The sequence below is a fragment of the Cryobacterium fucosi genome, from assembly GCF_004403515.1.
GTDB lineage: Bacteria > Actinomycetota > Actinomycetes > Actinomycetales > Microbacteriaceae > Cryobacterium > Cryobacterium fucosi.
Genome location: NZ_SOHH01000096.1, coordinates 1 through 12,277 on the forward strand (window position 1 = coordinate 1; position 12,277 = coordinate 12,277).

9 protein-coding genes are annotated in these 12,277 nt (G+C 69.2%); 2 read left to right on the plus strand and 7 right to left on the minus strand.

The features are described 5' to 3' along the window. From E3T48_RS14140 to E3T48_RS14155, 4 genes are all read right to left on the minus strand, one after another. On the minus strand, positions 1-418 hold a 418-nt coding region (locus E3T48_RS14140; RefSeq protein ID WP_174844178.1), incomplete at its 3' end, for an SWIM zinc finger family protein. Positions 419-486: 68 nt separating this feature from the next. Then, a complete protein-coding gene (locus tag E3T48_RS14145; protein WP_134524683.1) occupies positions 487-2,034 on the minus strand; it encodes an APC family permease in 1,548 nt (515 codons plus the stop codon). A 15-nt stretch (positions 2,035-2,049) separates the two neighbouring features. Beyond that, positions 2,050-2,949, minus strand: a complete 900-nt coding sequence (locus tag E3T48_RS14150; protein WP_166789751.1) for a universal stress protein — start codon at positions 2,947-2,949, stop codon at positions 2,050-2,052. A gap of 5 nt (positions 2,950-2,954) precedes the next feature. Further along, entirely contained in the window at positions 2,955-4,931 is a 1,977-nt protein-coding gene (locus E3T48_RS14155) for a primary-amine oxidase (RefSeq protein ID WP_134524685.1), read from the minus strand. Positions 4,932-5,179: 248 nt separating this feature from the next. On the opposite strand from E3T48_RS14155, the gene E3T48_RS14160 reads away from it, so the two are divergent. Beyond that, positions 5,180-7,339, plus strand: a complete 2,160-nt coding sequence (locus tag E3T48_RS14160) for an ATP-dependent Clp protease ATP-binding subunit (RefSeq protein ID WP_134524686.1) — start codon at positions 5,180-5,182, stop codon at positions 7,337-7,339. A gap of 153 nt (positions 7,340-7,492) precedes the next feature. Further along, positions 7,493-8,539, plus strand: a complete 1,047-nt coding sequence (locus E3T48_RS14165; RefSeq protein ID WP_134524687.1) for a zinc-dependent alcohol dehydrogenase family protein — start codon at positions 7,493-7,495, stop codon at positions 8,537-8,539. Between the two features lie 187 nt (positions 8,540-8,726). Here the strand turns inward: E3T48_RS14165 and E3T48_RS14170 are convergent, their stop codons facing one another. From E3T48_RS14170 to E3T48_RS14180, 3 genes are all read right to left on the minus strand, one after another. Beyond that, the gene (locus E3T48_RS14170; RefSeq protein WP_134524688.1) at positions 8,727-10,418 is read right to left on the minus strand and encodes a long-chain-fatty-acid--CoA ligase; all 1,692 of its coding nucleotides are present in this window, start codon (positions 10,416-10,418) and stop codon (positions 8,727-8,729) included. Further along, entirely contained in the window at positions 10,415-11,485 is a 1,071-nt protein-coding gene (locus E3T48_RS14175) for a threonine aldolase family protein (protein WP_241986835.1), read from the minus strand. Before E3T48_RS14175 ends, E3T48_RS14170 begins: the two co-directional genes overlap by 4 nt. A gap of 84 nt (positions 11,486-11,569) precedes the next feature. Continuing rightward, positions 11,570-12,277, minus strand: a 708-nt coding sequence (locus E3T48_RS14180) for an SDR family NAD(P)-dependent oxidoreductase (protein WP_478213394.1), incomplete at its 5' end; no start/stop codon positions are given.

Genomic DNA, 12,277 nt, shown 5'->3' on the forward strand with positions numbered 1-12,277 from the left:
CGAGCGGCGCGAGGGCGCGCTGCCAGTCCGGCGGAGCGGGCGGGCCGGCGGACGGCTCGAACCGGGGCATCCGCCGGTCGCCGACCGCGTGGGCGGCCTCGCCGGCCGGGGTGCCGTCTGCCCCTGGCGTGCCCGCGCTCACGATCAGGAGCGCAGCCACGTGCTTGCAGTTCTTCTTCATCGGGCAGGTGCACACGCCGGAGGCCCGCACCAGCGCGCCCGACGTGTTCGTGGTGAAGGACACGGTCACCGCGTACGGCGTCGACCGGGTGCCCTGCACCTCGCCGAACAGCTGGGTGCCTGCGCCGAACCACTCCGGCGCATGGACGTTGCCGTTGCGGGCATAGCGCTCGCCGCGGGAGAACGCCTGGCTGCCCACCAGTATCGCGATCTGGTGGGAACTGAGTGAATGAGCCATGGTGAGGGCTCCCATTCTGTCACGGGAATGCGCCGCCGCCCTGGCCGGAGACGCGCTGAGGTGCCCGGCTAGGCGTGGTCGGCCGAAGAACCCTTCCGGAGGGTGTGGCCCTGGAAGAACGCCGGGTCCGCGCGTCGCATCAGCAGCATCAGCACCACCCCGCCCACGAACAACACCATGGCGAGGAGGAAGACGAGTCCGACCCCGCCGATGTTCGACCCGCTGCCGTAGTCGGGGTTCATGCTGTCGTACAGGGTGGTTGCGAAGATCACGGCGAGGATGACCCCGCCGACGAGCGGGGCGAGGAACTTGAGAAAGAACGCCCGGGTCTGGGTGAACGACTCGGCCCGGAAATACCACACGCAGGCGAACGCGGTGACGCCGTAGTAGAAGCAGATCATCATGCCGAGTGTCAGGATGGTGTCGGTGAGGACATCCGTGCTGAGCACCCGCATCACCGCGTAGAACACCCAGGCGACGATGCCGGCCACCAGGGTGGCGAAGCCGGGCGACTTGTAGCGCGGGCTGATCGAGGCGAACCGCTTCGGGAATGCCTTGTAGTGGCCCATCGCGAGCATGGTGCGCGCCGGGCCGACGAAGGTGGACTGCAGCGATGCGGCCGAGCTCGACAGCACGGCCAGGGACATCAGGATCGCGAACGGCCCCATCACCGGCCCGGCGAGGGCGGCGAAGACGTTCCCCTGGATGTCTTCGTTGCCGAGCCCGAGGTCGCCGGCGCCGACGCCGGAGAACATCAGGGCCGCAACGGCGACGAGGATGTAGAGCGCGAAGATGATGCCGACCGTGAGGGTGGCCGCGCGCCCCGGGGTGGTCTTGGGGTTCTTCGTCTCCTCGTTCATGGTGAGGGTCACGTCCCAGCCCCAGAAGATGAAGATCGAGAGCGACACCCCGGCCGCGAAGGCCGAGAACGACGGGGCGAGGAACGGGTTGAACCACTCGGCGCCGAAGCCGAGGGCGTCGAACGCCGTACCGTTGCCGAAGTGCACCAGGGCGGCGACGCTGAACCAGACCAGCACGACCAGCTGGAAGGCCACGAGCACGTACTGCACCGCCTTGGTGGTTTCCATGCCCCGATAGGAGATGTAACAGGCCGCCACCATGAAGACCAGGCAGGTGAGCACGTTGATGACCGCGTTGGAGGTGAGATCGGCCAGGTCGGGATTGCCGAACAGCTGGGCGAGCATGAGGTAGAAGAAGTCGACGGCGACGCCGGCGAGGTTGGAGAGCACGACCACGGTGGCGACGATGAGCCCCCAGCCGCCCATCCAGCCGATCCACGGGCCGAAGGCGCGGGTGGCCCAGGTGAAGGAGGTTCCGGCATCCGGCATGGCGTTGTTCAGCTCACGGTAGCCGAGCGCCACCAGCAGCATCGGGATGAACCCGACCAGGAAGATGCCGGGCATCTGGGTGCCGACGGCCGCGACCGTCGGGCCGAGCGAAGCCGTCAGGGTGTAGGCAGGGGCGATGCAGGAGATGCCGATGACGGTGGCGCCGAGCAGCCCGATCGAGCCGGCGCTCAGGCCTTTGTCGGACAGGCCGCCCGTGGCGGTGGTGGATGCTCCGGGTGTGGCGCCCGGGGCGGGAATGTTGGTCATCAGAGCGTCCTTCTCTCAGTGCGTCAACCGGGCGTGAGTGCCGGTGGGGACGACGATCAGGGGCACGGGCAGCGCGTGCAGCATGCGGTGTGCCGTGATGCCGAGGAAGATCGTGGTGGGCTGGGCGAGACGGCTCGACCCGACGAAGGCGATCTCGGTCTCCTGCCAGTCGAGGGCCTCGACCGCGGCCTCCACGCTGTGGCCGGAGGCCACCTCGGTGGTGATGTCCCCGTGCGCCCGGGAATGCGTCGAGAAGTAGTCCAGCACGGTGCGCAGGTGGGCGCCGCTCTCGTTCTCGTCGGCCACCGCCTCGGCGCCGGTCGCGTGGGTGCGATGGGCGTCGACCTCGACCAGGGTGACGAAACGCAGGTCGACGGTGAGGCCCTCGGAGAACGCGAGCACCGAGTCGAGCAGGGTTCGCCAGCCCGGCCGGGTGCCGATCGCGCAGGTGATGCGAGTGATCTGCTCCGGGGCGCGGTAGCCGTGCGGCGCGAGGGCGACGGGCACCGGCGACGCGTGCAGCAGCGAGTTCGCCACGCTGCCGATCGTGAACCGGTTCAGGATGCCGCGGCGGGAGGCGCCGACGATGATCCGGTCGGAGTCGAATCTCTCGACTGCCTGCAGCAGCCCCTCGGTGGCCGAATCCGCCCAGAGAAGATGCGTCGACCAGGCGACGTCCGCCGGGATCCGCAGCGCGGCCTGGGCGAGCCACTCGAGCCCTTGCTCCTCGAGCAGGGCCTGGAAGTCCGAGGCGGAGGCGCCCACCTTGGCGGGCACGGCGGAGGAGTGCGGCAGCACGAGGCAGAGCCGCAACTCGGCCCCGGTCAGGCGCGCCAGGGCGACACCCAATTCGATGGCTTCGTTGCCGCGTTCGGTCGCTTCGTAGGCGACGACGTAGTTCGCTACTCGGGTCACTCTGCTCACTCCTTCGATTCTGTGGTGCCGCGGTGCTGGTGCGCTTCGTGCCCGTCGTGTGCGCCGGCTGCCCCCGGGGCGCAGTGGCCGCTCGGACTCGGTTCCACGTCCAGCGACGGGTTGCGGTCGAAGAAGCCGACCGGTTTCAGCCAGAACGACACGGTGTCGGCGGGCATGACCGGCCATTCCTCCGGCCGGGTGATGTGGTGGATGCCAAAAACGTACCAGAGCACGAGGTCGGTGTCGCGGACGGATCGGTGTGCCTGGATCCACTCCGGCAGCCCGTGGTCCACCGAGCTCTGGTTGACGAACTCGCCGCAGGGCCAGCGCTCCGACTCGTCGTTCGGGGTGACCCAGACGGTGTGCCCGATCACCTGGGCGCGCTGCAGGGCCGGCGCGGCGGCATCGAAGAACGACGGGATGGCGCCGCCCGGCACGAGTTTGTAGGAGACGGGGGTGCCGAGGCCGTTCAGCGACTTCTCGTTCACGACCTTCCAGGCCCGCTGGGTGCTCCACTCGAAGTCGTCGAAGCCCTCGGTCTCGATCGGCGTGTTCTGCTGGGTCAGCGCCAGGCCGAGCGGGTTCGCCTGGCCGATCGGTTCGATCCGGGTCTCGGAGCGGAACACCGTGTTCTCCGGGCCGTCGATGTCGAGGTCCATCCTGGCGACGATGAAGTGCTGGTGGAACGGGGCGTAGGTGCGGGTGTCGACAAGCGTGCCGTTCGGATGCGGCTGGCCGGCCTCGAGGTGGGTGACCACCATGATCCCGGTGGCGCGCACCTCGCACTCCATGTTGCCGTCCTGGTAGAAGCGCCAGTAGACGAGGTACTCGTAGTTCGCGACGGTGACGTGGAAGGACACGACGAGGCGGCGCATCCGTCGCACCTCTGCCCCGCCGTCGTGGTCGACGTGCTTCCAGAGCACCGCGTTGTCCTCCTCGTGGATGCAGACGGCATTCGGGATCGTGTACGGCTCGCCCTTGCTGTTGTGCAGCACGGCGTCGAGGTAGCGGACCTCGCCGAGGCAGTCGCAGCCGAGCTCGAGCGAGGTGGTCATGAAGCCGAGGCCCCACTCGCCGATGTCGAACGCGGTGCGGCGGAAGTGGTCGACGCTCGGGTCGCGGTAGGGCACGACCATTTCGGCGAAGGAGAGCCGGTTGGCGATCGGGCGCACCCGTCCGGCGTCGGTGTAGCTCACGTTGTGCAGGGTCATGCCCTCGCGGTAGTTGAAGCCGACCCGGAGGGACCAGTTCTGCCACCGGACCAGGTTGCCGTCGACCGGGAAGCTCGGCCCGTCGGACTGCACGATGTCGAGCGGCTTCAGCGGTGGGCGGTGGCTGAGCGCCCGGATGCGCGGCGGAATCAGGTGCGGCACGTATTCGCCCATCACCTCCGGGCGTTCCACCTCGAAGGAGTCCTCGATTTCGAGGAGTTCCATGGTGTTCACGTCGATCACGAAGTGCAGGCCGCTGACCGGTCCGGCGTAGGGGTTCGCGCCCTTCTCCCTGCGCACCCAGATGTCCGCCCAGCCAAGCCTGCGGCCGCGGAACCGGTCGGGGATGACGGCGTCGCCGTAGGTCCAGGTGTCGATGAACACGTTGTCCAGGTCGGTGATTCCCCGGCCGGCGAGCACGGCGATCACGTCGGGGTGGGCGCGGAGGGCGGAATCCGCCTCGCCCCACTCGTCGACGGTGAAGTTCGCCTGCACGCCGGGCACGGTGGCCCAGTCGAGCAGGGAGCCGTGCGTGAGGGAGACGACCGCGACCCAGGTGCTGTTTTCGCCGCGGTTGAGCACGACGAGCCTGGCCCGCCGGTCGGGCACAGTGCCGTCGGCCTCGAAGGCCCGGATGGCGCTCTTGGGGGGTTCGACGAGTTCGATCGACGCGAAGCGCCAGCCTTCGCCGACCCCGTGTTCCCGGGAGAGAACGGTGGACGCGGCGGTGAACTCGGCTGCGGCCAGTGGATCGAGCGGGTGGAAAGCCATCGTGATTCCTCTGCGGTGAAGAGCGGATGTCGGCGGGCGTTGCGCATCCAGTCATCCACACCGTACATCCAGAGGACGGCACGTGGCGGGGGGAAGATCGGTCGCCGGGCGCAGACAATTCACCTGCCCTGCAGTCGGTTGGGCGCGGCGTTGGCGTGTCGGTCGAATATGAAATAAAGTTGAGTCGACAAGACTCAGCTTTTCCGCCGCCTGCCCAGGGAGGCTGGCCGGCCAGAGAGGATCTCCCGATGCAAGCAGGTCAGCAGCCGCCCCAGGAAGACGCCAAGACGGCCCTCGAGCAGTACGGGGTCAACCTCACCGAGATCGCCAAGAGCGGCAAACTCGACCCGGTGATCGGCCGGGACGCGGAGATCCGCCGGGTCAGCCAGGTGCTCACCCGGCGCACCAAGAACAATCCTGTGCTGATCGGCGAGCCCGGCGTCGGCAAGACGGCGGTCGTGGAAGGCCTCGCACAGCGCATCGTCGCCGGCGACGTCGCCGACTCGCTCAAGGGCAAGCAGCTCGTCTCCCTCGACCTGGCGGCCCTGGTGGCCGGCGCCAAGTACCGCGGCGAGTTCGAGGAGCGGCTCAAGGCCGTGCTCAAGGAGATCAACGACGCCGAGGGGCAGATCATCACCTTCGTCGACGAGCTGCACACCCTGATGGGCGCGGGCGGCGGTGAAGGCTCGGTGGCGGCCTCCAACATGCTCAAGCCGATGCTGGCCCGCGGCGAGTTGCGACTGATCGGCGCCACGACTCTCAACGAGTATCGCGAATTCATCGAGAAGGATGCCGCGCTGGAGCGCCGCTTCCAGCCGGTGCTGGTCGACGAGCCGAGCGTCGAAGACACCGTGGCCATCCTGCGGGGGCTCAAGGAGCGCTACGAGGCCCACCACAAGGTGACGATCGCGGACTCAGCGCTCGTGGCCGCGGCATCCCTCTCCAATCGGTACATCACCGCCCGGCAGCTCCCCGACAAGGCGATCGACCTGATCGACGAGGCCGCGAGCCGGCTGCGGATGGAGATCGACTCGGCGCCGGTGGAGATCGACGAGCTGCGCCGCAGCGTCGACCGGCTCAAGGTCGAGGAGCTCGCGTTGAAGAAGGAGAGGGACGACGCCTCGAAGCAACGCCTCGAGAAGCTGCGGGGTGATCTTGAGGACCGTGAGGTGAAATTGACCGCGTTGAAGGCGAGGTGGGATCGCGAACGCGCTTCGCTGAACCGTGTCGGCGACCTCAAGAAGCAGTTGGATGACGCCCGGGTACTGCGAGATCGAGCCGAGCGTGAAACCGACTTCCAGGAACGTTCTCGACTGGAATTCGACGTCATGCCCAGAATCCAGAAGGAGATCGAAGCTGCGGAACGCGCCGAGGCGTCCCCGGACGAACCCCGAATGGTCGGAGACCACGTCACCGCCGAGGACATCGCCGCGGTCGTGGCCATGTGGACCGGCATCCCGGTGGGACGGCTGCTACAGGGCGAGACCGACAAGTTGCTGAACCTGGAGGGCGAGCTCGGGCACCGGCTGATCGGCCAGAAGGAGGCCGTGCGCGCGGTCGCCGACGCCGTGCGGCGCAGCCGGGCCGGCATCTCCGACCCGGACCGACCGACCGGGTCGTTCCTGTTCCTCGGGCCGACCGGGGTGGGCAAGACCGAGCTGGCCAAGGCGCTCGCCGAGTTCCTCTTCGACGACGAGAAGGCCATGGTGCGCATCGACATGAGCGAGTACGGGGAGAAGTTCTCCGTCTCCCGGCTCGTCGGGGCCCCTCCCGGCTACATCGGCTACGAGCAGGGTGGCCAGCTCACCGAGGCCGTGCGGCGGCGCCCCTACTCGGTGATCCTGTTCGACGAAGTGGAGAAGGCGCATCCGGAGGTCTTCGACGTTCTGCTGCAGGTGCTCGACGACGGCCGGCTGACGGATGGCCAGGGTCGCACGGTGGACTTCCGCAACACGATCCTGGTGCTGACCTCCAACCTCGGCTCGCAGTTCCTGATCGACGCGAGCCTCGACCGGCAGCAGAAGGAGGACGCCGTGCAGCAGCTGGTGCGGCAGACATTCAAGCCGGAGTTCGTCAACCGCCTCGACGACATCGTCGTGTTCGAGTCGTTGTCGATGGATGACCTCGGCCAGATCGTGGAACTGCTGGTCGACCGGCTGGAGCGCCGGCTGGTCGAGCGCCGGCTCGAGCTCGCGGTGACCCCGGATGCCCGGTCCTGGCTCGCCGAACGCGGCTACGACCCCAGCTACGGCGCGCGCCCGTTGCGCCGGCTGATGCAGACCGAGATCGACGACCGCCTCGCGACGGCGCTGCTCTCGGGCAAGATCCGCGACGGCGACACGGTGCTGGTTGACCTGGACCCCGACGAGGACGCCCTCACCGTGGCATCCGCCCCCGCCCTGGTCTGACCAGGCTCCTCCTCCTCCTCCTCCTCCCTTACCGCGAGAGTGCAGTTTTCACCCCCTGGGCACCTCCACAAAGGCGAAAACTGCACTTTCGCGGCCAGCGGAAAAACGGTGTACGGCCGGGTGGTGGTCAGGAGGGGCATCTAGGGTCGAAGGATGCGTGCAACAGTGATCTACGGCGAACGGGATGTTCGCCTCGAAGACGTCCCCGACCCCATCCTCTCCACCGGCGGTGACGCGATCGTGCGCGTCGTCGCGGCCTGCGTTTGCGGCTCGGACCTCTGGCCCTACCGCGGTGTGCAGCCCACCGACGAACCTCACCGGATCGGCCACGAATTCGTGGGCATCGTCGAGGAAATCGGCGCCGACGTGTCGACGATCAAGGTCGGCGACTTCGTCATCGCACCGTTCTACGACTGCGACAACACCTGCGTCAACTGCCTGAACGGCGTCAGCACCTCCTGCCTGAACGGCGGCTGGTGGGGCTCGAACGACAAGCTCGGCGGCTTCGCCGACGGTGCGCAGGGGGAGAAGGTGCGCGTGCCGCACGCGGACGGATCGCTCGTGGCGACACCGACTCAGCCCACCGACGCCCAGGTTCCCGGCCTCCTCACCCTCGCCGACGTGATGGGCACCGGCCACCACGCCGCCCTGTCGGCCGGGGTCACCACCGGCAGCACCGTCGTGGTCGTCGGCGACGGCGCGGTCGGACTCTGCGGCATCATCGCGGCCAAGCGCCTCGGCGCCTCCCGGATCGTGGCGATGTCGCGCAACCCCGAACGGCAGGCCGTTGCCCGCGAGTTCGGCGCGACGGACATCGTCGAAGAGCGCGGCGACGCGGGCGTTGCCCGCATCCGTGAAATCTTCGACGGCATCGGCGCGGACTGCGTGCTCGAGTGCGTCGGCACGAGGGAATCGATGGAGCAGGCCATCGCGTCGGCCCGGCCCGGCGGAATGGTCGGCTACGTCGGTGTGCCCACCGGCGGCCCGATCGAGGTGCGGCCGCTGTTCGGCCGCAATGTCGGGCTCAACGGCGGCGTCGCATCCGTGCGTGGCTACGTCGAGGAGCTGCTGCCCGAGGTGCTCTCCGGCGCCATCAACCCCGGCCGCGTCTTCGACCTCGAGCTGCCCCTGTCCGAAGTCGCCGAGGCCTACGCCGCCATGGACGAGCGGCGCGCGATCAAGGTGCTCCTCCGGCCGTAACGGCGGCGGTCGTCGCGCTTGGGACCGGTCGTTGAGCTTGGGACCGGTCGTCGAGCTTGTCGAGACGGGGATCTCGACAAGCTCGATCACCGGGGTTGGCTCGATCACCGGGGTTGGCTCGATCACCGGCGCGCGGCTCGATCACCGGTGCGCGGCACGATCACCGGTGGGGTGCGGGCGGGGGCGGCTACGGGGCGGTCAGGGAGGCGCGCACCTCGCGGCGGAGCACCTTGCCGACCAGGGAGCGGGGGAGCTCGTCGACCTGCACGATGTTGCGCGGAACCTTGTAGGCGGAGAGCCGGGTGCGGCAATACGCGCGCAGCTCCTCGACGTCGAGGGCGGCTCCGCCGGTGAGCACGACCGCGGCCACGACGTCTTCGCCGCCGTTTCTGCTCGGCAGGCCGACCGCGGCGGCGTCCGCGACGTCCGGGTGCGAGAGCAGCGCGGCCTCCACCTCCGACGGCGACACGTTGAAACCGCCAGTGATGATCAGCTCCTTGATCCGGTCGACGACCGTGATGAAGCCGTCGGCGGAGACCCGCACGATGTCGCCGGTGCGCAGCCAGCCGCCCTCGAGCAGCACCTTCGCGCTCTCGCTCGGCTGGTCCCAGTAGCCGGAGAAGACCTGCGGGCCGCGGATGAGCAACTCGCCCTCCTCCTCGATGCCCCGGTCGACGGTCGGGTCGGCCGGATCGACCACCCGGATCTCCGTGCTCGGGAACGGCACGCCGACCGTGCCCGGCCGCCGGGTCGGACCCATCGGGTTGCCGACGGCGATCGGCGAGGCCTCGGTCATGCCGTAGCCCTCGACCAGCAGTCCGCCGGTCGCGGCCTCCCAGCGCTCGACGATCGACACCGGCAGGCTCATCGCGCCCGAAATGGCGAAGCGGATGCTGCGCAGGCTCACCTTGCGTTCCGCCGCCGCCTTGACCAGCCGGTCGTAGATCGGCGGGACCGCGGGCATGAACGTCGGCGGGGTGCGGCGGGCGGCGTCGAGCAGCAGCCCCTCGTCGAACTTGGGGAACAGCACGAGCCTGGCCCCCGTGGCCATCGCGAAGGTCAGGCACAGGGTGAGGCCGTAGGCGTGGAACATCGGCAGCACCGCGTAGAACACCTCCTCGCCCACGTGCAGGCCCGGCACCCACGCCTCGCCCTGAAGGGCGTTCGCGCGCAGGTTGAAGTGGCTGAGAATGGCGCCCTTGGGGCTGCCGGTCGTGCCGCTGGTGTACTGCAGCGCGGCGGTGTCGCCGATCTTCGGCCGCGGGTGGTTGTGGCGGAGCTTGCGCGACCCGACCAGCGACGACCATTCGATCGCGCCCTTCGGCAGCGAGTCAACGGTGAGGGCGCTCCGGGCGGCACGCGCCTTGCCGACGGGCAGCCGCAGCGCCAGGCGCTTGCCGAAGGGCATGGCATCCGTCAGGTCGACGGCGACCACGGTGCGCAGCCCCATGTCGGCCGGGAAATCGAGCACGGTTGCGTAGACCTTGTCCCAGACCACGGCCACGGTGGCGCCGTGGTCCTCGAACTGGTGCCGCAGCTCACGCTCGGTGTAGAGCGGATTGTGCTCGACCACGATCGCGCCGAGCCGGAGCACGGCATAGAACGCGACCACGTGCTGGGGGCAGTTCGGCAGCACGAGGGCCACCCGGTCGCCGGGTTTGACGCCGAGGCGGAGCAGCCCGTTGGCCACCCGGGAGATCTGGTCGCCGAGGTCGGCGTAGCTGGTCGTGGCGCCGAAGAAGTCGAGCGCGACGTCGCCGGAGAAGCGCCGCACCGACTTCTCGATCATGTCGACGAGGGTCTCGGTCGGCTCGGTGATCGTGGAGGGAACGCCCGGCGCATAGGCGCCGAGCCAGGGCTTGTTCGCGAACGCGTTCATCGGGTTCCCAGCTCCTTCTTCAGTGCGACGACGAATGCGTCGATGTCCTCTTCGGTGGTGTCGAAGCCGCACATCCAGCGCACCTCGTTCCGGGCCGCGTCCCAGTCGTAGAAACGGAACGATTCGCGCAGCCGGTCGGCCACCCCGGCGGGCACCACCGCGAACACGGCGTTGGACTGGGTGGCCTGGCTGAACTCGACGCCCTCGATCGAGCCGTCCGCCACGCCATCCTCGAGGGCGGCGCGCAGCCGGGCGGCCATCTCATTGGCGTGACCGGCGTTGCGCAGCCAGAGGTCGTGCTCGAGCAGGGCGATCAGCTGGGCCGAGATGAACCGCATCTTCGAGGCGAGCTGCATGTTCAGCTTGCGCAGGTAGATCAGGCCGTCGGATGCCTCCGGGTTCAGCACCACGACGCACTCGCCGTACATCATGCCGTTCTTGGTGCCGCCGAAACTGAGCACGTCGACGCCGGCGTCGCGGGTGAACGCCCGGAACGGCAGCCCGAGGGAGGCCGCGGCGTTGGAGAGCCTCGCCCCGTCCATGTGCAGCCACATGCCGTGCGCGTGGGCATGGTCGGCGATGGCGCGCACCTCCTCGGCGGTGTACGCGGTGCCGAGTTCGGTGGTCTGGGTGATCGACACGACGAGCGGCTGGGCGCGGTGCTCGTCGCCCCAACCCCAGGCCTGCTGGTCGATCAGGGCCGGGGTGAGCTTGCCGTCGGGGGTGTCCACGGTGAGCAGCTTGATGCCGGCGACCTTCTCCGGCGCCCCTGCCTCGTCGGAGTTGATGTGCGCGGTCGACGCGCAGACCACCGCGCCCCAGCGCGGCAGCATCGACTGCAGCCCGATCACGTTCGCGCCGGTGCCGTTGAACACGGGGAACGCCAGGGTGCCCGGCCCGAAGTGCTCCGCGAAGACCTCCTGCAGCCGGGCCGTGTAGACGTCTTCGCCGTAGGCGATCTGGTGGGCGCCGTTCGCCCGGTTGATGGCCTCGAGGATCTCGGGATGCACGCCCGAGTAGTTGTCCGAGGCGAAACCGCGCGAGCTGAGGTCATGGAGTGGGGTCACTCCTCCATCTTCGCGCATCAAGCTCCTTCGATTCTGTGCCGGCTCCGGCCACGCCCGGCGAATGCGGGGGGACCACGCCCGAGGTCAGGGGGTCAGGAGCACGCGGGTGTTGTTGACGGATGCGGCATCCGCGTCCCACAGGGCGACGACGCGGGCGGCGAGCTCCGCCTCAAGCCCCTCGAGGCCCTTGACGACGAAGACGACGGCCGCGGCCGGTCCGGCTGCCTTGCGGAAGCCCTGGCCGACGGCGCGGGTCCAGGTCTCGGCGGCGGCCTTCGCGGCGGCGTAGTTCGCCCCGCCGGCGAGCGGGTTGTCGACCGACACGGAGGAGACGATCGCGAGGCGCCCCGCCGGCGAGGTGAGCAGGTCGTCGTTGAACGCGCGGGTCGTGTTGCGCAGGGTGGTCACGATGTTGCGGTGCAGGAAGTCCCAGTCGTCGTCGCCCTGCCCGGCGAGGCCGCCGCCTCCGCGCCAGCCGCCGACAAGGTGAATGAGACCGTCGATCGGGCCGTGCTCGGCGTGTACCACCGCGGCGAGACTCGTCACGGCCGCGAAATCGGCCAGGTCGCACTGGTAGGTCACGGCTGCGGGGGCCGTGGCACGCAGCGCGCGTAGCCGTTCGGCGTTGGAACCGACCGCGATCACGCCGGCGCCGGCCCGGGTGAGGGCGGACACGACGGCGAGGCCCGCGGTGCTGGTCGCACCGGCGACGAGCACGATGCGCCCGGCGACGGTGCTGCCGTCGGCGTCCTCCTCGGCCGGGTAGGCCGCGGCGCGGCCGGCGTCGGATAC